This window comes from Marinobacter sp. THAF197a (assembly GCF_009363275.1).
GTDB lineage: Bacteria > Pseudomonadota > Gammaproteobacteria > Pseudomonadales > Oleiphilaceae > Marinobacter.
Window position 1 is genome coordinate 2,088,408 of sequence record NZ_CP045324.1, and the last position, 25,307, is coordinate 2,113,714.

Below are 25,307 nucleotides of genomic sequence, written 5' to 3' on the forward strand. Positions count from 1 at the left end.
AAATGCAAGCAGCGGGTGTGTTTATCGAAGGGTATTTTACGTTGAGTAAATGCAGGGGGATATCATGGAGCATCGGCTTAGCCAGCGCATTGAGGGTGAATTACCTATACTGGTGTACAAAAGGGGAATGCCGGTAGCCACCGGGAAAATCCAGGACGCATCCCGGCGAGGATTGTTTGTGGCGACCGATTACGCCGACATCCGGTTGAACCAGCCCATTCAGCTGGCCTTCAAGCTCCCGGATCAGGGACGGGATTGCCACCGTGTGCTGAAGGCGCACGTTATTCGCCGCTCTTCCGGCGGACTTGGTTTGGGGTTTGATGGCACGGATAACGAGGTGGACGTGATTACAGAGTTGGTCCAGTGGCTGCAGAACCAATATTTGCTAACTGGATTCAGGGTAGAGGGCGGCACAGACCGCACCCACAGAATCGCCGCAAGAAGGAATGGATAACATGGCACGATTAGCAGGCAAGGTAGCAGCAGTGACAGGCGGAGCCGTTGGAATAGGCAAGGCCGCGGCTCAACGTATGGTGGAAGAGGGCGCAGCGGTTGGCATACTGGATGTTCTTGACCAGGCCGGTGAAGCGCTCGCCACGGAACTGGCCGCCAAGGGTTACAAGGTGGCCTATTGGCATTGCGATGTAGCAGACGAGGCCCAGGTAAAAGAGGCTATCAATAGCGTTGCGGATAAATTCGGCAAGCTCGACGTATTGGTGAACAATGCCGGTATATCCGGCACCAACAAACCGACCCATGAACTGACAGAGGAGGAGTGGGACAGGGTCCAGGCGGTTAATGTGAAAGGTGTTTTCTTCTGCACGAAGCACGCGATACCGCACATGAAAAAAGCGGGCAGCGGCAGCCTGATCAATCTTTCATCCATCTACGGCCTGGTAAGCGCTCCAGATGTTCCGCCTTACCACGCGTCGAAAGGCGCGGTGAGATTGATGACCAAGACCGACGCGATGATATATGCACCAGACCGGATTCGCGCTAATTCGATTCACCCCGGATTCATCTGGACGCCCATGGTTGAGAATCACCTGAAAACCACCGGCATGGACCCGGAAGAAGCCAGGCAGGCGACTGCGGCCTTGCATCCGTTGGGCCACATGGGTGAGCCGGACGACATTGCCTGGGGCATCGTTTACCTGGCGTCTGACGAGTCCAAGTTTATCACTGGCAGCGAACTGGTTATCGACGGCGGCTACACGGCGCATTAACACCGGGCCAAGATCATGACGCTCGCTGCATACACCATGCGGGCCCTGCCAGCGCAGCTGTCGGGGCTTATTCCACTGGCGCATGATTTGCGCTGGAGCTGGCACCATGGCAGTGATCAGCTATGGCGATTGCTGGATGAAGATGTCTGGGAGTCTACGCAGAACGCATGGTTGGTGCTCAACAGCGTGTCTTCTGAACATTTACTGGCTCTGGCGGAGAATCCCGAGTTCCTCGAGGTTTACCAGGCCCAGATAAGTCACCATCAGGCACTCAACGCGGCAGATACCTGGTATACCGATACCTGCGATGGCCAACTTGGTGAGGGCGTTGCCTGGTTCTGTATGGAATACGGTGTGTCTGAGGCTTTGCCGTTGTACAGCGGCGGCCTCGGCGTACTGGCGGGAGATTACCTCAAAGCTGCCAGTGATCTCGGCGTGCCGGTGATGGCGGTCGGCCTGCTGTTCCAGCAGGGTTATTTTCGCCAGGCCCTGAGTGCTGACGGCGAACAACTGGAGTTTTACCCCTACAACGACCCAACCATGCTGCCGGTGGCACCTGTGAGAGACCCAAGCGGAGAGTGGGCAAGGGTGACGGTTCCGTTCCCGGGACGGGACGTTCGATTAAGGGCCTGGAAAGGCCAGGTCGGCCGATGCGAATTACTGCTGCTGGATGCAAACGACCCCCGTAACGAACCCGGCGACCGGGGCATCACCAGTGAACTCTATAGTGGCGACCCCGAAAAACGTATTCAACAGGAAATGGTACTGGGTATTGGCGGTTGGCGATTGCTGGAGCTATTGCAGCGCAAGCCTGCCGTATGCCATATCAACGAGGGACACAGTGCACTGGCGTTGATCGAACGTGCCCATTGCTGGCAGAAGGCAAATCAATCGGATTTTGCAACGGCCCGACTGGCTACCCGCGCCACCAACTTGTTTACCACCCATACCTCGGTGGCCGCCGGTTTTGATCGATTTGCGCCGAAATTGGCAGAACTCTACCTCTCCCCCTGGCTTTCCGAGAACAAAAACTGCCTACAGAACCTCATTGAAATCGCCAACGGTGGCAGTCGCGATCTGAACATGGCTGGCGTTGCGCTTGGGATGAGCGGCCGCTTTAACGGTGTAAGCCAGATCCACCGCAAAGTTACCCAGGCAATTTTCCAGCACTGGTTCGGGCGCTGGCCTGCTGACGACATCCCGGCCGAGTTCGTGACCAACGGCGTGCACACTCCCAGCTGGGACTCACCGGAATCCGATGCTTTGTGGACCAGGGCGTGCGGCCAAGAGCGCTGGCGCCGGCCGTTAACACAATCCTGCCCGCTGCAGCCCATCACCGACAACGAGCTTTGGCAGATGCGCAGGAACCAGCGCAAACGGCTGGTCAGTTATCTCCGCAAACGCCTGCGAAGCCAACACTGCGAACACAAGGTTGGTACCAGTGTCGAGGCCGCGTGCGGCCTGCTGCTAGACCCGGAAACCCTCACGCTCGGGTTTGCCCGACGTTTTACAAGCTATAAACGCCCGGATCTCCTGCTAAAAGACCCAGAAAGACTGCTGGCGTTACTCTGCTGCCGCGACAGGCCACTTCAGATTGTTTTGGCAGGCAAGGCCCATCCTCATGATCAAGCCGGAAAAGAGCTTATCAAACGCTGGAAAGATTTCTCCAGGCGCCCCGAGGCAGAGGGCCGGGTAGTGTTCATTGAGGACTATGACCTTGCCGTGGCCAACCAGCTTATTCAGGGCGTGGATGTGTGGCTCAATTGCCCGAGGCACCCCTGGGAAGCCTGTGGAACAAGTGGTATGAAGGTGCTTGTGAATGGTGGCCTGAACCTGTCCCAATACGATGGTTGGTGGGCAGAAGCCTGGAACGAGAACGTGGGCTGGGCCATTCGGCCTGGCGCCACTTTTGAAGAACTCAGCCATTCCGACCAGCATGATGACGCCGACGCAAACGAACTCTTCGAGTTGCTGGAGAAGCAAGTGGTACCCGAGTTCTACCAGCTCAACGGCGAGGGATTGCCGGCGAACTGGTTACAACGGGTGCGAGCCAGCATGGACCAGTTAACGGCCAGTTATTCCGCCAATCGCATGGTTCGGGAATACGTTGATGCTTTCTACCTGCCGATGATTGCCAAGGGCCATCAGAGGAACCCTGAAACCGCCAGACAATTGCTTCAATGGCAGCAACAAATTGCCCAGCATTGGGCAAGATTGCGCTTTGGAAGACTCACCAGCCAACAGGAAGACGGCACACGGGTGTTTACCCTAGATGTGTACCTGGACGGACTAAGCCCAGAACAGGTGATGATCGAGCTGGTGGCTGAGGCTTCGGAACACGGTGGGCGCATTGTTCAGCCTATGAAGCTTGAACGAAGCCTGCCCGGCGCTGAAGACAGCTACCTGTTTTCAGTATCGGTACCAGACCGGCCGGAGGATCACTACACTCCAAGGATTCGCCCACACCACCCGCTGCTTCATATCCCGTTAGAGGATCAGCACGTGCTCTGGTATCGCTAATGGGCGTTAGCCGCGCCAGAACCCGGGTGAAAGCACGATCACCACACTGAGAATTTCCAGCCGGCCCATCAGCATACCCACCGACAGGATCCACTTGGCGGCATCCGGCAGGGGAGAGAAGTTACCCGACGGACCAATAATGTCACCCAGCCCCGGGCCAACGTTGGTTAAAGAGGTGAGGGCGCCAGACAGGGCTGTCACGAAATCGAGCTGAAGTGACGCCAGCAGCACCGTGATAATCAACAGGCACAGCAGAAAAATGAAGGTGTAGGCAATCATCGATGAAATAATCTCGTCGCTGACCGCCCGCCCATTGTAGTTCCGGGTGAAGACCGCCCTTGGGTGAAGCAGCCGCATCAGCTGTTCCCGAAGAATGATCAGCGACAGTTGGAAACGGAAAATCTTCATGCCGCCAGAGGTCGAGCCGGAACAGCCGCCTACAAACATCAGAAAGAAGAACACCACAAAAGCCAGTGGCCCCCAGGCGGCGTAATCTTCCGATGCGTAGCCTGTTGTGGTGACCACCGAGGTTACGTTGAACAGCGTTGCTACGTAATTATGCAAGGGATCAAACGGGATCGGCGACACCCACCAGCGGTAGAGCGTGAGCAGCGCAGGAACCGTAAAGAGAATTGTCAAAAACAGTCGAACTTGCTGATCTTTAAACAGAACACCGTGTTGCCCATGCATTTCACGAACGAATAAAAAGAACGGCAAACTGCCAATGATCATGAACAACGTGGCTTCCATCAGGATCAGATCGCTGAACTTGCCCATCGACAGATCAGAGGTGGAGAAACCACCGGTGGCAATGCTGGTCAAGCCGTGATTAAAGGCATCAAACAGACTCATGCCGGACAGCCAGTAGGTAACCACCGCAACCACCGAGAACACCAGGTAAACAATCAGCAGGCCACGACTCAGCGTTTTCATGCGCGGCAAGGCTTTGTCTGTCCATTCAGACGATTCTGTCGCGAACAGCCGCATACCACCAACGCGCAGGAACGGAAGCACCGCAACGAACATTCCGATGATACCGATGCCGCCGATCCATTGCAGGATGGACCGCCAGAGCAGCAGATCCCGATCCATATCATCAAGACCGCTGAGCACCGTGGCACCCGTTGTGGTAATGCCGGAGGTACCCTCAAAAAACGCATCCGCTGCAGAAATACCGTTGCCACTGAGGTAAAAGGGAATAGATGAGAGCAGGGCGATGATCAACCAGCTGGAGACGGTAAGAACAAACATGTAGCGGGGCTTGAGATCCCTGGGTTGCCGATACATTGACAACACACCGGCCGCACCGAGCAGGAATACTATTCCGGCAGACTGGGCGAAGGCTACCGCGTTTGGTACATCCTCACCTGCAAGTGCCAGAAGAACAACCGGTAAAGTCATGAAAACACTGAGAAGTATAAACATGACGCTGATAATAAAAATAACAGGGTAAAGGTTTCTCAAGGTGCGCCCGCGCCAGCTGACAAAGAGACGGCGTCAGGATACCCGCGGTACCGGGCTTCCGCAAGGAAACAGGCGAACGCACGGGCCATTAACACCAAATTAAATCCCTGTAAAAGCAACGTAAATTCGGAACCTGGCTATGGCAAACAGCGTCTCTGTGATGCAAGTTGTAAAAAGGAGCGTTACTCATCAGCTCCCCATAAGGAACAAGGAGAACCGGTTATGAACGTAAGAAAGAATCTGTTACTCGCATCGGTTGCGTCTGCAGGCATCGCTATGGCTGGGGCTGCATCTGCGCAGGATATGTATAAGTCTGGCGTGGGCAGTTTGTACGCTGGCTTGAACTATACCTTTATGGATGTGGACTTTGACGGCTTCGGCAGCGCTGATGTTGGCACTCTGTCCGGTAAAGTGGGCGTCATGGCCAACGAATTTCTGGGCATAGAGGCCCGCGCCGGTTTTGGTGTAGACGATGACCGCCTGTTCGGTCAGAAAGCCAAACTTGATAACTTCTTTGGTGGATACGCCACCATTAACATGGCAAACCAAAGCCCGGTAACTCCGTATGCCGTGGTTGGTTTCACCAGAATCGAGGCCGAAATTGGTCCCCAGACCGATGACGACTCTGACTTTTCCTACGGTGCGGGTGTGAATTTCAAGTTTGCACAGAATCTGTCAGGAAACCTGGAGTACATGCGCTACTACGATGATAGTAACGTGACGGTTGATGGTATTGGTCTGGGTATACAGATGAACTTCTGAGCCAGAATTAACCAGGCGATTGCCCTCCTGCAATGACCAAAACAGTGTGTTGCGGGAGGGGCGTTGAGGCGCCTCCCCTAATGCGATTCAGGAGATTCCCAGAAACCGGTAACCGACGCCGGGTTCAGTCTGAATATAGCGCTGCTCTGTTGGATCGTCCCCCAGTTTTTGTCTGAGCCTTCCTATCAAAATTCTCAGATAGTGAGTATCGGTGGTATGTGTCGGGCCCCAGATATCCTTTAACAATTGCGACTGAGTGACGATCTTTCCAGACGCAAGCAGCAGGACCTTCAGTACGGCAAACTCCTTGGGTGTCAGCCTGACAGGGTCACCGCTTACCGTGACTTTGCGCATAGCTAGATCAATATTAAGCTCACCGTTATCAAAAATGGCCGAGGTTTCAGGAGCTACTGCGCTTTTTCCTTTCTGGTGTATGCGCAACTGGGTTCGAACTCGTGCAAGGAGCTCATCGATGCCAAACGGTTTTGTGACGTAGTCGTTCGCGCCAAGATCCAGGGCTTTTACCTTTTCCAGTTCCCGATCCCGCACCGAAAGAATGATAACCGGAGCTGATGACCACTCCCGCAAACCGGCCAGCACCTCTGAGCCATCCATATCCGGAAGCCCCAAATCCAGAATTACGAGATCCGGTGAGTGCCTCGCGCAAAGCCCCAGCCCGGCCTCTCCATTCTCGGCTTCAAGCAGTTCGTAGCCTTCCGTTTTCAGGCTGATGCGCAGGAAATGACGTATTTGCGGTTCGTCATCGATGATCAGAATGCAGGGCTTTTCCCGGTTATGTGCTGGTGTAGTCATTCACTGGATTCCCGATTAGACTCTCGCTCAGGCGATTCTATCAGGGGCAGGGCTATTTCGATGGTCGCACCGACACCATTTTCGCCAGCCAATGCCTGAATCCGGCCACCATGAGCCGCAACCATGCCGTGACAGATAGCCAGGCCAAGCCCGCTACCATGAGGGCCCCGGTCTCCTTCGCCGCCTGTGAAGAACATATCGAATACCTGGCCCCGCTGGTTTTCTGGTATGCCCGGTCCCTCATCCGAAATCGCTATGATTAATTCGTCTTCCTTCCTGCGGGCGAGGATAGACAGCGTTGAGTCATTGGGCGCAAACTTGGCGGCGTTCTCCAGCACATTGACCAATGCCTGCTCAATAAGCGCCGGATGCACGAAAAGCAACGGAAGGTCCTCTTCTACCTCCCGTTCGACACGGACTTTCGACATCAGGTTTCTGGTGCGCCTGAGCGCTGACGAAAGGATGTCGGTGAAAGCAATCCAGTCCCGTTCGATCTTGAGGGTGCCATGGCCCAGTTTGGTCATGTCCAGCAGATTCCGGATGTAGCGATCCAGACGCTCGCCTTCACCGAGCACTGAATCCAGAAGGCTATCGCGATCCTCGTCCGAGAGCCGGTCGAACATCGATTTCAGCGTGCTGGCAGAGCCAATCATGGAGGATAACGGTGTCCTCAGGTCGTGGGAGATGGAAGATAGCAGGGCAGAGCGCAGCCGTTCGGTTTCCTCTGCCACCCGTGATGCTGACAGATTGGCCGCCAGGCGGGTACGAAACCATGCCAAACCCAATTGATGCACGTAAACGTTGATGGCCAGGCCCCGGTAGTACTCCGGGGTCATATCCTCCACTCGAAAACCGAGTACGCCGTAGACTTCACCGTCTGCTTCAATCGGTTCAAAGCGCCAGGAAAGGCTGTTCAGCGTGTCAGAAAAAGCACCGCTGGGTTTGGCGTTACGGATGGCCCAATCAATGGCCGATCGTGCCGCATCGTTTAGTAAGTGAGAGGGGCCGCCCTGAACCACCACTTCAATTGCATCATTTTCAGGGCTCCGTTGGGCGATAATCAGAGGAAGCTTGAGCTGGGCATAGAGAGCCTCGACCGCCTCGGTCTGGACAGAGGTGATATCAGGCGCGGAGGCGAGCCTGCGGGTAAACTGCAGATGAGCATCAGTGAGATCATTCGAGGCGCGAAGCATCTGGACCTGGTCCCGCAATCGGCCGGCAAGGTTACCTCCCATGACAGCGATAATCAGGAAGAACACCACGGTCAGCAGCTCATCCGTATCGGCCATCTGGAAGGTCAAACGGGGTTCTGTGAAGAAAAAATTGTAGGTCAGAAAGCTCAGAGCCGCCGTAAACAGGGCTGGCCGAATACCGGTTCGGGCGGCCACCCACAATACAGATGTCAGAAATATCAGGGACAGGTTGCCCAGCGGAAGAACGTTTTGCATTCCCATTGCAATGGCGGTTGCAGCAGCCACGCTACCGACGGCCCAGGTATAGTCACTCCATCTGACCGGATGGCCGGCGGCTTCAGCAAGCCGACGCCGTTGTTTTCTTGGCACTGGTATAAAGGTAACTTCAAAGGCCTCAGCCTCTTTCAGCAACTTACGACTGGTGGATTTTCGTAGGTGCCACCAGCGATTGTGGGAGCGGCCGAGAATCAGGGTTGTGACGTTTTGCTCTCTTGCGAAGGCCAGGATTTCTCCGGCCACGTCGTATCCGCGTAGCGTTCTGACCTCTGCGCCCAGGCGGGTGGCCAGGTCGAACACTTTTTCCAGCCGTTGGCGTTCGTCGGCGCCTGCCCGGCCACTGTCCACGGTGACCACGGTCCAGGGCGCTTTCCGTCGCTCGGCGAGTCGCCGTGCTGCCCGAACCAGGGTTTCACCCTGCCCAGACCCGTCTACGGCAACCAGCATTCGGGCGCGGATGTGCCAGGGACCTTCGATGCCACGGGATTGCATGGTTTCACGGACATCCGAATCCAGCCGCTCGGCGATTGCCTGGACCGCCATTTCCCGTAGGGCAGATAGGTTTGAAGGTGAGAAGTACCCCTCCATCGCTGCCCGAGCCTGTTCAGGCACGTAAACCTTGCCCTGTTTCAGGCGTTCAAGCAGCTCCGAGGGTGTCAGGTCCACGAGCACGATGTCCCGAGCCCGTTCAAGAATTGAATCGGGTACGGTTTCCCGCATCCGCACGCCGGTAATACTGGCCACTACGTCTGACAAGCTTTCCAGGTGCTGAATATTGATCGCTGTCCAGACAGTAATACCTTGGTCGAGCAGTTCCTCAATGTCCTGGTAACGTCGTGGATGCCGGGAGGTAGGGATATTGCGGTGGGCCAGTTCGTCAAGAAGCAGAACCTCCGGTTTCCGCTCCAGGGCGGCATCGACATCGAACTCCCGGAAGTGTTTCCCGGCGTACTCAACTTCTTTTGCCGGGAGCTGCTCAAGGCCCTCACAAAGTGCGAGCGTATCGGCTCGCCCGTGAGTTTCCGCCACACCCACGACTATATCCACACCCTGACGCTTCAGCTCATGGGCCGCCTGGAGCATCTGATAGGTTTTCCCCACCCCCGGGGCTGCGCCCAGAAAGATCTTGAGCCCGCCGGCGGAATCACGCTCCTGGGCTTTCAGGAGCGCGTCCGGGTTGGGGCGATTCGGATCGCCATGATTCAATCGTTCAACTCCTTGCCATCCAGTGCCAGATTAATCTTGAGAACGTTAACTCGCGGCTGGCCAAAAATCCCCAGGGTAGGCCCTTCCGTGTGCTCCGCAATCAATTCATTGACCCGCGCAACCGGAATGTCACGAGCCATGGCCACACGCTCGGCCTGTATCATAGCCGATTCTGGCGAAATGTGAGGGTCTATGCCGGAGCCCGACGCTGCCAATAGGTCCGCAGGGATGGACGTCGGGGCAATACCCTCCCGCTCGGCAACGGCCGCGGAATCCTCCGCAACGCGGACCCTCAACTCCGGATTGCTGGCCGCGTAATTCGAACCTCCGACGGAGAACGGATCATAACTGGCCGCGGAAGGCCGACCATGGAAGTACTCGGGGGCGACGAACCGCTGACCCACCAGTTCTGATCCGACGATCTTGTCGTCCACGATGATCATGCTCCCCAATGCCTGATGGGGAAACATGACTTTTCCGGCCGTTGTAACCAGCAGGGGATACAGTCCGCCACACAGTAGGATCAGGACAACGGCGGCGCGCACCGCAGGGAGCCAGGAAGCGGACCGGGTGACGGCCCTGGTTTTTGAATCAGTCATCATGTCATTCTCCTCAGATAACCACGGTGAGCATCAGATCCAGGGCCTTGATGGCCGCGAACGGCAGCAGCAGGCCTCCCAGTCCGAAGATCAGAAGGTTACGACGCAACAGCTGGGTTGCAGTTGCCGGTTTGAATTGCACGCCTTTCAGGGCGAAGGGGATCAAAGCCGGGATAATCAATGCGTTGAAGATGGTGGCGGCCAACACCGCGCTCATCGGGCTTTCAAGATCAAGCACGTTCAGGGCATCCAGGGCCGGCAGGCTGGTGACAAACAGCGCTGGCAGGATTGCGAAGTACTTGGCGACGTCGTTAGCCAGGGAGAAGGTGGTTAACGAACCCCGGGTTATCAGCAATTGCTTGCCAATTTCAACCACAGCGAGCAATTTCCCGGGGTCGGAATCGAGATCCACCATGTTGCCGGCTTCCCTCGCTGCCTGCGTGCCCGAGTTCATGGCCAGGCCAAGATCCGCCTGAGCCAGGGCAGGGGCGTCATTGGTGCCATCCCCCATCATGGCCACCATGCGGCCCTCCGCCTGTTCCTTGCGAATGATATCGAGCTTCTGCTCCGGTGTGGCTTCGGCGATGAAATCATCCACACCCGCTTCGGCGGCAATCGCCGCAGCAGTTATCGGGTTGTCACCGGTAATCATCACCGTCTTTACACCCATGTCCCGAAGCTTGGCGAAACGCTCCTTGATGCCGGACTTGATTACATCCGACAGGGCAATCACACCGAGTACCCGATTACCTTCAGCAACCACCAGTGGAGTGGCGCCGTTCTTGGCGACCCGGTCAACCAGAGTGTCTGTTTCCTGGGGGTAGTTGCCGCCGTTCTCCGTGACAAATTTTCGAATGGCATCCGTTGCGCCCTTGCGGAGAATCCGCCCATCCGGCAGGTCCACACCGGACATGCGGGTGTTGGCAGAGAACGCAATGAATTCCGTGCCCTCGGCTGCCTCGGCGTCTGAGCCCTTGTCCCGAGCCAGAGCGACAACGGATTTGCCCTCGGGGGTGGGATCTGCCAGAGACGTGAGCAGTGCGGCATCCCTAAGGGTACCCGGTGCCACGCCCCGAACCGGTTCGAATGCAGTTGCCTTTCGATCGCCCAGGGTGATGGTGCCGGTTTTATCGAGCAAAAGTGTGTCGATAGAGCCTGCCACTTCCACCGCTTTACCGGACTTGGCAATCACGTTGGCGCGCATGGCACGATCCATACCGGCAATGCCGATGGCCGGCAGCAGGCCCCCGATGGTCGTCGGTATCAGGCACACCAACAGGGCCACCAGAACCGAATAGGAGGGTGTGGCGCCGACAAATCCGCCAAAGGGCACCAAAGTCACCACTACAATCAAGAACACCAGGGTCATGGCGGCCAGCAGCACTGACAGCGCCAGCTCATTGGGTGTCTTCTGGCGCTTTGCGCCTTCCACCAGGGCGATCATGCGGTCCAGCAGTGAATTGCCCGGGTCGACGGTTACTTCGATCACGATCTCATCCGACAACACTTTGGTGCCCGCGCTGACACCGCTGTTGTCGGTACCTGCTTCCCGAAGCACCGGCGCAGATTCACCAGTGACCGCCGACTCATTGATAGTCGCGGCGCCTTTCACAATCTCGCCATCAGCCGGGATCAGTTCGTTCGGTTTTACCAGCACCCGGTCACCCTTCCGAAGGTCTGTGGCGGCCACGTCCTTGTGTTGCTCGCCATCGAGTTTGCGGGCTTTCAGGTCTTTCCTGGTTGCCCGGAGCGCACCCGCCTGAGCTTTGCCGCGAGCTTCCGCGACAGACTCGGCGCCATTGGCGAAGAGCACCGTGAACAACAGGATCGCGCTGATGGCGAAATCCATACCAGCCGGGGCGCCCTGGGCGAGATGGCTCAGGCCCAGCAAAAACGTAACTACCGTTCCGATACCGACGACCATCATGACCGGGTTACGGGCCAGATCCTTCGGCGTCAGCCGCCTGATGGATTGGCCGACAACTGTGCCCAGATCAAGTGAGTCAGTCATTTTGGGGGTTCTTTTGGACATCATCATTCTCCACTCAGGACATCAGAGCCAGGGCTTCAGCGATCGGGCCGAGAATCAGCACCGGCATAAAGCTCAGCAGGGTAAACATCACAATCACCGCCAGGGTCATCAGCCCGAAGGTGGGCGTGTCGATGCTCAGGCTGCCGCGACCTTCAGGAGCGGAACGCTTGGCCGCGAGCGAGGCCGCGATGGCCAGGGGCGCCAGGATTGGAATGAAACGACCGAGGGCGAGGTTGACTGCACATGTCACGTTCCACCACACGGTGTCGTCGCCGAGGCCTTCAAAGCCGGAGCCATTGTTGGCAAAGGCTGAGGTGTACTCGTATATCACCTGGCTGATGCCGTGGAAGCCCGGATTGGAGTTGCCGGTCAACGCCGGGAAGGCAACGGTAATGGCGCTGAAACCAAGGATCAGGAGGGGCTGGATCAGCAGAGCGATACAGACCAGTTTCATTTCCCGGGTTTCCAGCGCCTTACCGGCAATTTCCGGTGCCCGGCCAATCATCAGTGAGCCAAGGAAGGCCGCCAACAGAAGGAAGAGCAGGTAGCCGATCAGACCCACGCCGATACCACCAAAGGTGACATTGATGAACATGTCGATCATCGGAACCATGCCGCCAATGGGGTTAAAGCTGTCGTGCATGCCGTTGACCGACCCGTTCGAGGTCTGGGTGGTCCAGCTGCCCCAGAGTGCGGTTGCGGTGGCACCAAACCGGACTTCTTTGCCTTCCAGGTTCTCACCGTCTGCCGCAAGTCCAGAGAAGGCGGCGTTAGGCTGGTTTTCGGACCATATCGCCACCGACGTCAGCGACACCGACATCACCACCATCACGCCCATTACCACCATGGCCAGGCGCCGCCGGCCGGTCATGAACCCGAGCGCAAACACCAGGGCGGCGGGAATCAGCACGAGAGCGACTGTCTGGACAAAGTTGCTCAAGGGTGTCGGGTTTTCCAGGGGAACACTGGAGTTGGGGCCGTACCAGCCACCGCCGTTGGTGCCTACCTGCTTTATGGCCACCATTGGCGCCACCGGACCGATCGGAATGTTCTGCTCTTCCATACCAGCGGTCTGGTCCAGCGGAATGGCCGTACGGGCACCCTCGTAGCTGTTCGGCACGCCCTGGGAGGCAATGATCAATGCCACCACCGCAGCGACCGGCAACATGACGCGAAAAATGGCCCGGGTGATGTCCTCGTAGAAGTTGCCCACAGAGACAACACCATCGACGGCCGGTTGTTTCTTCTTGTCTGAACGGCCCAGAAGCGTGCGCACAATCGCCACCAACACCGCCATGCCGGCCGCAGGTGTGACCACCTGAAGCGTCACGATGCCAAAGGTGTGCGCCAGGTAGCTGAGCTGCGCCTGCCCGGAATAGTGCTGCTGGTTGGTATTGGTCAGGAACGAGACTGCCGTATGAAGCGCCAGATCCCAGCTCATGCCGTCGATACCGTCCGGATTCAGAAACAGAAAGCCCTGGGCCATCAGCAGGCCGAAGACGATTAGAACCAGAGCAAGGTGCAGTTTCAGCAACGCCTTGCCGTAACCCTGCCAGCTCATAGGCTGGGAAGGGTCTACACCAAACAGTCGATACAGACCATTTTCCACCGGCAAAAAGACGGCGCCTGCCGTCCCCCTGGCGCCGCCGAAAACGCCTGCGATGTACTTACCCAAGGGCCACGCCAAAAGAAGCGTGACCGCGTAAATTACAATGACCTCGTTCACAGCCGTTCCTCCAGATCAATGAACAGGAAACACAGGCCAAACAGCCCCAAAATCACGCCAATACCGATCAGTGCCATGGTCAGAACCTCTCGGGCCGGAGCAGGGCGGCAACCAGGTAGCCGCCGACTGCAACAGAAACAAGTAACAGGAAAATAGACACGCTCAATCTCCTTCTGTGAGTTCGCACTTCCATGGTGCGGGGGCAGAGCGTAAAAATTCGATGACCAAAACGGGGGCGGGCGTAAAAAAAGCGTTAAAAATAGGGCTCTCTCCCCTTCGATAACGTTCGGAAAGGTAGACTTTGCGCAACAATGGGTCGCTATTTAGAGGTAGGTGTTCAATGCTTTTGCTGTCTCGAAGTTCCCATTACTCGCTATCGAGTTGGCGCCACATGTGAGGGTGCTGCTGTTTAGCTTTCTGGCTCTGGTGCTGGGAGGATGTGATCAGCCGACGAATCTCATCAAGTTGAGTGGCTGGGCACAGGGGGCGGTTTCTGATCAACCCACCGGGAACTCGGTTTTCGCATAGCGAACATGGGATTTACGTCGTACTGTCAGGGTATAACCCAAGGTAAGCGGGCCAAGGCGACCGATTAGCATGATTGCCATGACGACCAACTGGCCGGCGGTGCCGAGTTCGCCCGTCGTACCCCGTGAAAGACCAACGGTGCCGAACGCGGAAACCACCTCAAACGCGATGTCCAGAAATTCATCCTCAACCAGGATGCTCAGTGAAATTACGCCGAGGAAGACCACCGCCATCCCGATGGTGGCTGTGGCGAGGGCTTTGAGTACGGTCTCGCTGCTGAGGGAGCGTTTGAAGAAGCTGACATTCAGATTGCCCCGCAAAAACGAACGGGTTGCGGCAAGAACAATGACGAAAGTCGAAATTTTGATACCACTGGACGTGGAGTTCGGGGCACCACCGATGAACATTAGAAGCAGCATCAGCACACTGGTGCCGGCGGTTAACGATCCAATATCGAGAGTGTTGAAGCCTGCGGTTCGTGGTGTCACTCCTTGAAACCAGGCGGCGAGGAGCTTGTCCCAGAAACTATCCAGTGCACCAAGAGTGGCTGGATTGCCAAATTCCAGGATAAGGATGGCGCCGGTGGCGAACAGGTTCAGAAGCAAGGTGGCTAGTAGTATGACTTTGACGTAAACCGACAACCGCGACCAGCAGCGCTTATCCAAGAGCTCCATGATGACGATGTAGCCCAGACCGCCTGTGATAAACAGGGCCGTTACCGACAGACTTATGCCTGGATGGTCGACATAGGTAGAGAGGCTGTCTGGCGACAAGGCGAAGCCGGCATTGTTAAACGCTGAAATCGTGTAGAACAAGGCCTGGTAAAAACCCTCTGACCACCCCAATTCCGGGACGAAAAATAGACCGAGTAATACAACGCCGATGGCTTCAGCCGTCAAAGCAAATACGGCTATCGACACAGCGGCTCGTCTGGCTGTCTGAAGTGAGATTTCGTTGAACGCTTCCTGAGCAACCAGTTGGTGCTGCAGTCGTAACTTGAAGCCCAAAGCGAGAGCCGTGAGCACTGCGAAGGTCATCAAACCCAGCCCACCCAGCTGGATCAGAGCCAGTATCACCAGCTGTCCAAACAGGGTGTACTGGCTGCCAGTATCTACAACCACAAGACCGGTCACGGTCACCGCCGAGGTTGCCGTGAAGGCAGCCTCCATCCAGGTGACCTGCTCAACCGTTGCCACGGGAAGTTTGAGCAAACACGCCCCAAGCGCAATGAGGACAAGAAATGACTCAAGCAGCAGTCGGGGAGGGTTGATGCCCCGTTTGCCGGGGGTATTTCCCTTGGTCTGGTGGGAGACCAGATCCAGAAAATGGATTTTCATAAACGGTTGACCAGATCCCTCAAGTCTTCGAGTTGGCCGCCTAGGACTATCCTGTCGCCCTTTTTAATCTTCCAAGTATGATCCGGATGAGGGTGGGCTTCTTTCATTCGCTTCACAATCAGTGCTACTACCGGTTCTCCGTTAATCACTTCTCCAATGGTCTTATCGACGAGGTCTGCTGTGGTATGGAAGTCCACGATAAAATAGTCATCGTCGAGACCCAGGTAATCGTGAACCATCGGATAGTTCAATTCCTGGGAGATCCGCACCCCCATCTCATACTCGGGTGCAATTATGCGGTCGGCTCCAAGTCTCTCCAGAATCCGGTGATGCTGATTCGTCAGCGCTTTCGCCCAGACTTTTTTTACCCCAAGCTCCCGGAGCTGCAATGTGGCCAGCATGGTGGCTTCGACGTTCCTGCCGATGGCGACAACAGCCGCATCATAGCTGCCGGCGTTCAATTCAATAAGAGAGTTTTCGTCGGTGACATCGGCGATCACCGCGTGGGTAATCTCTTCTGCCAGTCGGTCTACACGCTGTTCATCCGAATCGATACCAAGTACTTCGTGTCCAAGGCGCGTTAACTCGCGCGCAATGGTTGCTCCAAAAACGCCAAGGCCAATAACAATAAACTGTTGTTTCTCAATCATGGCTGTCAATCCGGTATCGGTAGAATGTGTCAGGAAGCCGCGACCAAAATTTTCTCATGAAGCAGCCACGGTCGCTCCAACTATGCCGTAAAAAAACCGTAAAAATTTGCTTTTGGCCGTCCTCATTTTTCTCGGGATGTGATCTCCTTATGCCGTCTAATGGACAGCCGGGCAGGGCGGGACTTTTAGCTAATGAAATTCTATCGGTTAAAACCGGAACTCCTTGGTCATATCGTAGTCGCGTTGGCTTGGCTTGGTTTTTTGGCAGCGGCGAACAGTCAAGCTCCTCAGCCAGTGACGTCCATCTTTCCTTACTTGGCGCCCGTGGTTTTTTTTGCTTGGGTATACGGTGCCAAATGGGGATTTTTCTTTGCCGTAATTTCAACTATCGCAGCGCTTCCCGGTGACTATATTGATACCCACACCAAAGCCGAATTACTCTATGCTGCTTTATCTACTTATTCTCAGTTAACAGGAGCTGTCATAGGCTGTGTGCTGGCAAAAATGATACGTGAACGGTCTGGGCGATCCTGATGCTGCCTCTGTTAAATATCCTTCCAGTTATCCAAATACTCGGTTTCCTACTGATTTTGCTCAGTTTACTGATGACGCTGCCAGTAAATCTCCTAATGTTCGGTGATACACCGGATTGGCTGGCTTTCGTGAAGTCCGCCAGTATCTGTTGCGCTGTTGGCCTGTTATGTTTTTTTGGAGCGGGCGGAAAACGCCGCCATGCCCTAAAACAAAGGCAAATGTTTATCCTGACCGTATCTGCCTGGATTTTTATTCCATTATTCTCAAGCCTGCCGTTATTGTTGAGTGATCTTGACCTGAGTATTACAGACGCATTCTTCGAAAGCATCTCTGGCGTGACAACCACGGGCTCTACGGTAATGAGTGGGTTAGACCACCTCCCGGGAGACATTCTGCTCTGGCGATCGATCATGCAATGGATGGGAGGTATCGGCATCATTGGCATGGCCGTAGCGATTCTTCCATTTCTCCGAATTGGTGGTATGCGGCTGTTCGCTACGGAATCTTCAGAGTGGACGGAGAAAGCCGTGCCGCGCACGAACCGTCTTGCGAGGGGGCTGGTTGCCAGTTATCTGGTGCTGACATTTGGCTGCATCCTAACATACTGGGCCTTGGGCATGGATCTATTCAACGCAGTGAACCATGCCCTGACAACCGTATCCACCGGCGGCTATTCCACATCAGATAGCTCGATGGGGCAGTTTGACCAACTTTCGATACTCTTTGCTGCGAGTATTTTCATGATGCTCGGCGGTATTCCATTTTTCCTGTTCGTCAGACTATTGAACGGGCAAGTTCAGCCGTTACTGCGCGATCAGCAAATTCACTTTTTCCTAAAGTTCCTGTTTCTGATTGCAGCCGTTATTGCCGTATACCGCATCTGGAATGACGGAACGTTTCCACTGGATGCGTTTGTGCACGCGCTATTCAATGTGACATCGGTTGTAACGACAACGGGCTACGCTTCTCAGGATTATTCGCTATGGGGACCTCTGGTCGTGGTCCTGTTTTTCTTTCTTACGTTTGTGGGTGGCTGTTCCGGTTCAACAAGTGGTGGCATGAAGATCTTCCGGTTCCAGCTATCCATGCTGCTACTGCGGGAGCAGGTATCCAGATTGCTCCACCCAAGAGCGGTTATAGCAAGGCATTACAACGGGCGGATCATCAGTGATGAAATCGTGGCGTCCAGCGTAGCGTTCTCATTTATATTCCTGGCAACGTTAGCGGTAGTGGCAGCAGTTCTTGCCGCATTGGGCCTTGACCTGGTAACCAGTTTGACGGGGGCGGCGACGGCACTCGCAAACGTGGGGCCCGGCCTTGGTGACACCATCGGCCCTGCGGGTAATTTTCAACCATTACCAGATGCGGCAAAGTGGGTGTTGATGGTTGCCATGCTTTTAGGACGATTGGAGTTGCTGAGCGTGTTCGTGATGTTCTCACCGCAATTTTGGCGGAGCTAGAGCAAGCTGTGTGTGAGGTACCATAAATAATCCATGGCGATGGGTTAGTCGTACTATCACCATCTACTTGCTAGGCGACAAAACAATGAACAAAGTAGCCCTTCAAATCGTCACGTTTCTTGGCGCTCTATCATGTTATGGATCAGTAAATGCAACGGAGGCGAGAACCGCGCTCGTTCCACTTCCTTCCATTGACGATTTTACAAATGGCGATGGTTGGGGTTTTGGGCTTGGGTTGGGTGTTGAGTATGAGACTGCCTACGAGGGATCCGACGAATTTGAATTTGAGGTCGACCCAGCGGGCGGTGTTCAGTACCGGACCGGCGATCACCTGTTTTTCTGGGCAGGCGAAGCAATTGGCTGGCGGACACTGGTAAAGGATACCTGGTTGTTTCAATCATCCATCGGCTATGAAGAAGGCCGTGAAGAAGGTGACTCAGACGATGGCAGACTGGACGGTCTAGGCGATTCACGTTCCGGAGTCACCGTGCTGCTGGAAGTGCGCCATGCGCTGACGGAAGACTGGCGTTACTTTCTGGATGGCCGTGTCTTAACAGGCGAGGTCGGTACACTGGGAATTTTCGGGGCAGGAACCTGCCTGGCCTGCAAGCCCAACGGCACTGGCTGGGAAGTGGGTGCGGTTGTTACGTTCCACGATGGCAAGCTTGCCAACCGTGACTTTGGCGTGACCACACAACAGTCCATAGATTCCGGCCTACCGGCAACCGATGTTGATAGCGGGTATAGATCAACAGGGTTCAATGTTAGCTACCGTAATTACTTGCACAAGAACTGGCAGATCTTCGGTGAGGCTCTTTACGAAGCCTTTGGGAGTGAGGTTTCAGACAGCCCGATCACGCGCAACAATTACGAGGCGGAGATTGGTGTTGGCTTCATTTATGTTTTCTAGTTTTGGGTGAGGGAGAGGTAAACGATTCTGTGTCTCCTGCAAAAGCGACATCCTGGTCTATACCGTATTTAACATAATATACATTATGCGCAGTTGTGTGTGAGTCGGAATCACAGAAAGGATACTGTGCTGCTTCAGATCAGCTTCAAGCTCGGACTGGGATTCCAGGAAGTCGGGCTTCTCCAGATCATAGCCACTGGCTGACACGCCCATCACCCGACACATCAGGCGCACTGCGTAGCACTGACAGAATCGCTCAATCGGCGCGTACTTCACTGCCCCTATAATTTATGTACCGAATACCATAAAACTCAGCGCCACATATACACCGTAGCCCAGCAGGAGCAACCCGCCTTCAAGTCTGCTGAGCCGGCTGCCGGTATACAGGAAAAACAACAAAATCAGCGACGTTCCCAACATGACCCATTGATCAAATTGCAGAATTCGCTCATGGACTGGAAGCGGCTGTAGCAACGCAGAAATTCCGAGTATTCCGAGCAGATTGAAAATATTGCTACCCAGGATATTCCCAATAGCAACATCGGCATGTCGGCGAAATGCCGCGATTACCGAGATCGAAAGCTCCGGCAGAGACGTACCAACCGCAACAAGGGTCAAACCTATTACAGCTTCTGAGACACCAAGCGACTCGGCTATTCCCACGGCCCCCTTTAAAAGCACTTGTGAGCCGACGATCAAAAGGAACAAACCCAGCACAACCGCCATGACTATCCACAGCGTTGTTTTTGGTAGAGAAGTAACCTCCTCCCCTTCAGCTATGTGTAACCCTGCAGAAGGTGCCTCCCCAAGGCGCTCGGTCCAATAAGCCCAGATCAGAAAAGCGGCGAGCGCCAAAAGGAATATAGCAGCATCAGACCTTACCAAAGCATCCCCACCGACAAGAACAATAAACAACAAGCTAGCCGCGACAACCGTGACACCATCACGCCGCAGTACGAGCGGCTTGACAGCAAGAGGCGTAATCAGCGCGCATAAGCCCAGAATTAACAGGATGTTACTGATATTGCTTCCCACAACGTTACCGATTGCGATGTCAGGCCGCTCACTAAGAGCAGCCTCAACTGAGACCACCAGCTCTGGCGCAGACGTACCGAAACCGACAATTAACAAGCCGCTGAGCAAAGGAGAAATGCCCAGCCTATTTGCGGCTGCCAAAGATCCTCTGATAAGCGCTTCACCGCCACTAGTCAGAAGCAATACTCCGATAGCGACGAACAGCAGGTTCAGCATGATTGTGATCTTCCGGTTGTGAACTTAATAAAAATTGGGTGGATCAGCCTGGACTGCTGTTAACGCACGGCTCACGCGCCGGTTTGGAGCCGCAAAGCGGCGGAAAATCGGTCGCTGTGCAGCCGATTGTTAAACCATCAGTGTATGATTTTTCTTATAACTTGTTTTTTAGAAGAGATGATTTCGTATAAGAAATCTCGATAGTCATTATCCCCAGCAAACTCCATGATCTCCCTCATAAATGAATCACTATCGAGTAGATCTTCATATTCCAACTTATCGACGTACTCGCATAGCGTTTTTAATTGCTCCAAATGGTGCGTGAGCTCCAGAGTTGGTGTAGACGAATACTCTGTGTCAATTCTGGCATTAATCAACTGCTCTAACTGCTCGCGGTTAGCCGGAATTGATTCAGTTCCATTTCGGACATACGCAACGTTGGATTGAATGCCAGAACCTTCTTTGAGCGCTAGCAAAGGCAAAATTTTCTCTGAATACTCAACCATGATTACTTGGAAATTTTTACCTTCCAGTGACGGTTCTGCCTTATCGTATGAGAAATTGAATAGCTCGTAATTTAGCTGCTCTGGAACAAACTTCCTCAACTTCTTGTTGAGATCAGCCCTGTCTTGAAGCTTTTCTAACCCCTTAGAGCTAAACTCGCCACTTTGCTCCTCTGTGACACCAAGAACAATAGCACCCCCGCCAGAGTTCCCCATTGCTAGTATATGCTTTGCCACATGCTCAAATTTAGGCCATTCCGCCTTAAAATCTAAGTAATCAGTTTCACCAATGTTTTCTTTGAGCACCTGACTCAAAAAAGCACGGGTTGGCTTTTCAAAGAACTGTCGAAACAGCTCATGCTGATTTTTCTTTAAACTCATATTAGATCTCGATGCCGACAGTTCTCTACCTGTTTAACGCCCGCCATAAACGGCGCGAGGAACGAGCGTCCGGCGACCGAAGGGAGCGAATTTAATGGCCTGGTTATATGTTGGCATGTTGCAGCTCCAGAATACCGAAAGCCGCTAGCGCCGAGATACCCACGCTGCAACCCAGGCCAAGGATGATAATTTGAATCTGCCATCTCTTGAACGTTGACACCTGATAAACAGATGGCACCAGACATGCAGCTGACAGAGAAACTACCAATGTCAAAAAAATAAAAGGATACTGAATTTTCGTGCCATCGCCATAAACCTGCATTACAAGGGAGACCGCAATGGCCGATAGCGCGATCAATGACAATTCCACACAATGCCAGACGCGCTTCCATTTCCTGCCTTCAGGTTCTCTGTACCACTGGATCTTTTCAGGCAACGTCTTCATGGCTCACTCTGCACATATAACGCTGCCAGCACGCGCGCCTTTGTAGTGGAGGCGAAGCCGCAACGAAAAAGGCGTCGCTGTGCCTGGCCTGGTTAAGGGCCGTTCACCCGTTTTTTGATTGTGGCACCCAGTGCCGAATGCCTACTTCCGATACCTTGCAGGAACTTGACCCATTGCGCCAGGAACCAGAACACCGAATGGACGGAAGCTGTCCGATGAATGCGTCGAATTGCCCCACGACTTGAACACCAAACTACCAGCCAAAACCACTGCCCAACTAAGGGCTGTTTTCTGCCTGCCGGCAACCACAAAAATTGCAGCTAAACACACAACCAAAGAACACCGGGGCAAGGCCTTTAACGCTGAGGTAACCGGCGCCGGAGCGCAGCGGAGGGAACCAAAAGCGGTACGCTTTTGGCGTCCGGTTGACCGCCTGGTTAATGGCCGTTCACCACCGTGGTTGAGCCTGGAAACCCAGACCGCATGCCCTCTCCCGGACAGCTTGCACCAACTCGACGGATGGTGAAAGGAACCAGAACGCAAAGGCTACCGGCCCGATTACCGTTTAAGACGGACGGCCCCACGACTGGGGCACGCCATGAATACCAACGCTACTGGCCATTGTGGCAACCAAACCAGACAGCGAAGATTCCGGGCTTGGCGATCACCAGAGTGAGCGGGCTTTACAACCAACGTCGGTGCCAAGACCTTTGCACCGCCCCAGCAAAAACTCATGAATGCCGGGCCAATAACGCCTCAATAACCGGCGCGCGGTAGCGCGTCCGGCGCCGAAGGCGCGAAGTTAATTGACTTGTTATGTGGCGAGTATCTCATACCCATACCTATTTTCTATTGGGGCTGCCACATGCTCCTTACCCGTTACATCTACTGCTAGAGCATTGCAGATTAGATACAACTCTTTACTGCTCAATTCGGGAGCCAAAAAAGTGAATGTAAGTGCTGGAACATAACTAGCTTCCACTCCCTGCGAGGCCAGCATTGAGTCAAAATGTTCATTTAACCCGAGAAGTGATTTTTTAAGAACAGCCTCATGCTTTAGCCCGGCCGGTTCAATTGTAGCGCTTCGAATATTGATGTTTATGCAGCTAACACCAGACTCCAAAGCTGCACGGTACAGCCATGTACTTTTGTAATCTCCCTCGATCCAGCCAAGCGTGCTCATATATGAGTCTGCAAGGTTATGGACAAAAGACTTTATGAGTTTGATTCGAGGCACAATATTCCTTTAGCCACATAACAGCTGGTTCAACAACAAATGACATTTATCACCCAAACGCTTATCCGCATCGACCAGAGTGCCACCCATATTTTTTATCTTTAATTTCAAATGCTTGGAATTTTTACTGCCACCACTAAGTAGAGCATAACCGCAAAAAAATCCATTTTTGTGCAGACGACTCGTTCGATTACTTCGCTTATGAGACTAACTATTTCATAACTTTCATAGACTTGTAAGCCCAGCTAGTGAAGATTTATGAAGTTTTTCGACTTTTGTCGTTGATATACGTGGGACAAACAAACTCACCCGAAGCCATTTGAGAACTCCCCCGGCGCAATGTCCGCTTTTGTTTAAAATTGCCCAAACCTTCACCGAGACTGTCTTCGGCTCTCTTCTACTACAGGCACTGACCGCCTTGCATGTGACTGGAAAGTCCCGCTCGTTCTTCCGAAAACTCCCCAGCCACAGGTAGCTCTGGATCCAGGTCCGAAAGTCCCAGTCGATCTCGACGCGCTGGCGCTTGATCAAACGTCAATCTATCCAACCTGCTGCGCAATACGCGGCGCTGCGAAGTCAATAAACGCACGCAGTTTCTGCGGAATCAGAGCTCGCTGCTCATAGACAAACTGAACAGGCAAAGGCGCCGGTTCCCAGGGCTGCAAGATCGCTTCCAGGCGCCCGGCTTTTATTCCGGGTGCTGCTTGATAAGACAGCACCCGAGTGATGCCGAGGCCGGCCTCTGCGGCGTCAAGGGCGGCTTCGGCTGTATTCACGTGAAGGCGTGCGTTGACGGGAATCCGGAGTGTCTTTCCTGCCGCTTCGAAACTCCAGGCGTGATCCGCTAAAAACTGGTCGAAGACGATGCACGGCGCCCCCTCAAGGTCGTCTGGCGCTTTGGGTTCACCGTGGGTCTCGAGATATGACCGGCTTGCACAAACGATACGACGCACCTCCCCTACCTTACGTGCAATCAGGCCGCTGTCCGGCAGTGGCCCAATTCGAACGGCCATATCGATATGTTCCTCACTGAGGCTGACTGGCCGGTCGATAAGCTGCAGCCGAACGTTGATGTCTGGATAGCACTGCAGAAACTCTGTGACCACCGGCAGTACGTGCATACGCCCGAAGACAATCGGTGCCGTTAGGGTCAATGTTCCTTTAGGCGCTGCAAATTCGCCTGAGGCCCCACGCTCTATTTCTGCAACGTCGTCGAGAATTCTGCGGCATGCTGCCACGTAGGCAATTCCGGTATCCGTCAACGTCAATCCACGGGGAGAACGCAGCACCAACTCGGCATTCAGGTCGGTTTCCAGCTCGGATATCCGTCGACTAACGGTCGCAACAGGCATTCCCAGAGCCTTTGCGCCCGATGAGATGCTGCCCTTATCAACCACTTTCACAAGCATGGCCATCGTTTTCAGTCGGTCAGGCATAGCGTATCGAGCCTCTCTGTGGGTTCCTCTCAAGCTTTCCAATAAATGGAAATCAAGGTTCCAAAATTACCGCCTACTGCATGTTTATGGAAAACCTTACCCTTGATGAGCAACAAATGCCATGCCGCCAAAAACGGTCAATGTCTCATCCGAAGGAATCTGACTATGAATACGAACTTCCCTACACACGCTGCCCCCATAAAGCTCTATCGACACCCGAAATCCGGTCACTGCCATCGCGTTGAACTCATGATGGCTCTGCTCGATCTTCCCTACCAGGCGATTGATCTTGATATGGCAAATGGCGCGCATAAGGCGCCGTCGTTTTTAGCCATGAGTCCTTTTGGTCAGGTGCCTGCCATCGATGACAATGGCGTCACCCTCTGTGACTCCAACGCCATCCTGATCTACCTGGTGAAATCCTACCCCACAGGCTACAACTGGCTGCCGGAGAGCCCGGAAGCCGCTGCGGAAGTCCAGCGCTGGCTGTCGGTCGCCCCCGGGGAGATTGCCCACGGGCCTTGTGCAGCGCGGCTGGTCACGGTGTTCAATGCGCCTCTGGATCACGAGCATGCCAAGGCTGCTGCCCATCGGTTGTTTGCGGTGATGGAACAAACGCTGAAGGTTCGTGATTTCCTCGCGGGCTCCGCGATTACGATTGCCGATGTGGCGGGCTATAGCTACATCGCTCATGCGCCGGAAGGTGGTGTGAGCCTTGAAGGTTACCCATCGATCCGGGCCTGGCTGAAAAGAATCGAAAGCCAGGAGCGTTTTGTTGGCATGGCCCGCACTCCGCTACCTGAAGCCGGCTGACCAGG

Annotated in this window: 22 protein-coding genes; 8 read left to right on the forward strand and 14 right to left on the reverse strand. The window is 54.5% G+C overall.

The features are described 5' to 3' along the window. The first annotated feature begins 64 nt into the window (after positions 1-64). From FIV08_RS09690 to glgP, 3 genes are read left to right on the forward strand one after another with little or no spacing between them, the layout of a single operon-like run. Positions 65-454 (forward strand): PilZ domain-containing protein, encoded by a 390-nt coding sequence (locus FIV08_RS09690; protein WP_152438162.1) that lies wholly within the window; start codon positions 65-67, stop codon positions 452-454. A 1-nt stretch (position 455) separates the two neighbouring features. Continuing rightward, a complete protein-coding gene (locus FIV08_RS09695) occupies positions 456-1,226 on the forward strand; it encodes an SDR family NAD(P)-dependent oxidoreductase (protein WP_152438163.1) in 771 nt (256 codons plus the stop codon). Positions 1,227-1,241: 15 nt separating this feature from the next. After that, positions 1,242-3,746: an alpha-glucan family phosphorylase gene (gene glgP, locus FIV08_RS09700; protein ID WP_152438164.1), complete on the forward strand. Its 2,505-nt coding sequence runs from the start codon at positions 1,242-1,244 to the stop codon at positions 3,744-3,746. Positions 3,747-3,752: 6 nt separating this feature from the next. Here glgP and FIV08_RS09705 read toward each other — a convergent pair whose 3' ends face one another. Continuing rightward, the gene (locus FIV08_RS09705) at positions 3,753-5,171 is read right to left on the reverse strand and encodes a TrkH family potassium uptake protein (protein ID WP_152438165.1); all 1,419 of its coding nucleotides are present in this window, start codon (positions 5,169-5,171) and stop codon (positions 3,753-3,755) included. A 261-nt stretch (positions 5,172-5,432) separates the two neighbouring features. Here FIV08_RS09705 and FIV08_RS09710 point away from each other — a divergent pair, with 261 nt between their 5' ends. Then, positions 5,433-5,972, forward strand: coding sequence for a porin family protein (locus FIV08_RS09710; protein ID WP_152438166.1), 540 nt, complete (start codon positions 5,433-5,435; stop codon positions 5,970-5,972). An 87-nt stretch (positions 5,973-6,059) separates the two neighbouring features. Here FIV08_RS09710 and FIV08_RS09715 read toward each other — a convergent pair whose 3' ends face one another. The 8 genes from FIV08_RS09715 to FIV08_RS09750 form a co-directional block, all read right to left on the reverse strand. Next, entirely contained in the window at positions 6,060-6,785 is a 726-nt protein-coding gene (locus FIV08_RS09715) for a response regulator (RefSeq protein ID WP_152438167.1), read from the reverse strand. Next, positions 6,782-9,460, reverse strand: coding sequence for a sensor histidine kinase (locus tag FIV08_RS09720; RefSeq protein WP_152438168.1), 2,679 nt, complete (start codon positions 9,458-9,460; stop codon positions 6,782-6,784). Before FIV08_RS09720 ends, FIV08_RS09715 begins: the two co-directional genes overlap by 4 nt. After that, positions 9,457-10,062, reverse strand: a complete 606-nt coding sequence (gene kdpC / locus FIV08_RS09725; protein WP_228715525.1) for a potassium-transporting ATPase subunit KdpC — start codon at positions 10,060-10,062, stop codon at positions 9,457-9,459. Before kdpC ends, FIV08_RS09720 begins: the two co-directional genes overlap by 4 nt. A gap of 10 nt (positions 10,063-10,072) precedes the next feature. After that, positions 10,073-12,091, reverse strand: coding sequence for a potassium-transporting ATPase subunit KdpB (kdpB, locus tag FIV08_RS09730; protein WP_416376912.1), 2,019 nt, complete (start codon positions 12,089-12,091; stop codon positions 10,073-10,075). A gap of 13 nt (positions 12,092-12,104) precedes the next feature. After that, a complete protein-coding gene (gene kdpA, locus FIV08_RS09735; protein WP_152438169.1) occupies positions 12,105-13,817 on the reverse strand; it encodes a potassium-transporting ATPase subunit KdpA in 1,713 nt (570 codons plus the stop codon). A gap of 79 nt (positions 13,818-13,896) precedes the next feature. Further along, positions 13,897-14,010 (reverse strand): K(+)-transporting ATPase subunit F, encoded by a 114-nt coding sequence (gene kdpF / locus FIV08_RS19970; protein ID WP_152438170.1) that lies wholly within the window; start codon positions 14,008-14,010, stop codon positions 13,897-13,899. A gap of 304 nt (positions 14,011-14,314) precedes the next feature. Continuing rightward, complete coding sequence (locus FIV08_RS09745) at positions 14,315-15,682, reverse strand: TrkH family potassium uptake protein (RefSeq protein WP_152438171.1); 1,368 nt, start codon at positions 15,680-15,682, stop codon at positions 14,315-14,317. Further along, entirely contained in the window at positions 15,679-16,332 is a 654-nt protein-coding gene (locus FIV08_RS09750) for a potassium channel family protein (RefSeq protein ID WP_152438172.1), read from the reverse strand. The genes FIV08_RS09745 and FIV08_RS09750 overlap by 4 nt, the downstream gene beginning before the upstream one ends. Positions 16,333-16,524: 192 nt before the next feature. On the opposite strand from FIV08_RS09750, the gene FIV08_RS09755 reads away from it, so the two are divergent. The 3 genes from FIV08_RS09755 to FIV08_RS09765 all read left to right on the forward strand — a co-directional run bounded on the left by FIV08_RS09755 (position 16,525) and on the right by FIV08_RS09765 (position 19,236). Beyond that, the gene (locus FIV08_RS09755; protein ID WP_152438173.1) at positions 16,525-16,866 is read left to right on the forward strand and encodes a hypothetical protein; all 342 of its coding nucleotides are present in this window, start codon (positions 16,525-16,527) and stop codon (positions 16,864-16,866) included. Then, on the forward strand, positions 16,866-18,326 hold the full coding sequence (locus FIV08_RS09760; protein WP_228715526.1) for a TrkH family potassium uptake protein: 1,461 nt from the start codon (positions 16,866-16,868) through the stop codon (positions 18,324-18,326). Before FIV08_RS09755 ends, FIV08_RS09760 begins: the two co-directional genes overlap by 1 nt. Before the next feature lie 85 nt (positions 18,327-18,411). Then, entirely contained in the window at positions 18,412-19,236 is an 825-nt protein-coding gene (locus FIV08_RS09765) for a MipA/OmpV family protein (protein ID WP_152438174.1), read from the forward strand. Positions 19,237-19,524: 288 nt separating this feature from the next. Here FIV08_RS09765 and FIV08_RS09770 read toward each other — a convergent pair whose 3' ends face one another. The 5 genes from FIV08_RS09770 to FIV08_RS09790 all read right to left on the reverse strand — a co-directional run bounded on the left by FIV08_RS09770 (position 19,525) and on the right by FIV08_RS09790 (position 24,489). After that, positions 19,525-20,487: a calcium/sodium antiporter gene (locus FIV08_RS09770; protein ID WP_152438175.1), complete on the reverse strand. Its 963-nt coding sequence runs from the start codon at positions 20,485-20,487 to the stop codon at positions 19,525-19,527. Positions 20,488-20,624: 137 nt separating this feature from the next. Further along, positions 20,625-21,371 carry a helix-turn-helix domain-containing protein gene (locus FIV08_RS09775; RefSeq protein ID WP_152438176.1) on the reverse strand — a complete coding sequence of 249 codons (747 nt, stop codon included), beginning with the start codon at positions 21,369-21,371 and terminating at the stop codon, positions 20,625-20,627. Between the two features lie 103 nt (positions 21,372-21,474). After that, entirely contained in the window at positions 21,475-21,816 is a 342-nt protein-coding gene (locus tag FIV08_RS09780; RefSeq protein WP_152438177.1) for a hypothetical protein, read from the reverse strand. Positions 21,817-22,630: 814 nt separating this feature from the next. Then, positions 22,631-22,999, reverse strand: coding sequence for a hypothetical protein (locus FIV08_RS09785; RefSeq protein ID WP_152438178.1), 369 nt, complete (start codon positions 22,997-22,999; stop codon positions 22,631-22,633). 593 nt (positions 23,000-23,592) lie between these two features. Next, the gene (locus tag FIV08_RS09790; protein ID WP_152438179.1) at positions 23,593-24,489 is read right to left on the reverse strand and encodes a LysR family transcriptional regulator; all 897 of its coding nucleotides are present in this window, start codon (positions 24,487-24,489) and stop codon (positions 23,593-23,595) included. 165 nt (positions 24,490-24,654) lie between these two features. Between FIV08_RS09790 and FIV08_RS09795 the strand changes: the two genes are divergently transcribed. After that, the gene (locus FIV08_RS09795; RefSeq protein ID WP_152438180.1) at positions 24,655-25,302 is read left to right on the forward strand and encodes a glutathione S-transferase family protein; all 648 of its coding nucleotides are present in this window, start codon (positions 24,655-24,657) and stop codon (positions 25,300-25,302) included. The last annotated feature ends 5 nt before the right edge of the window (positions 25,303-25,307 follow it).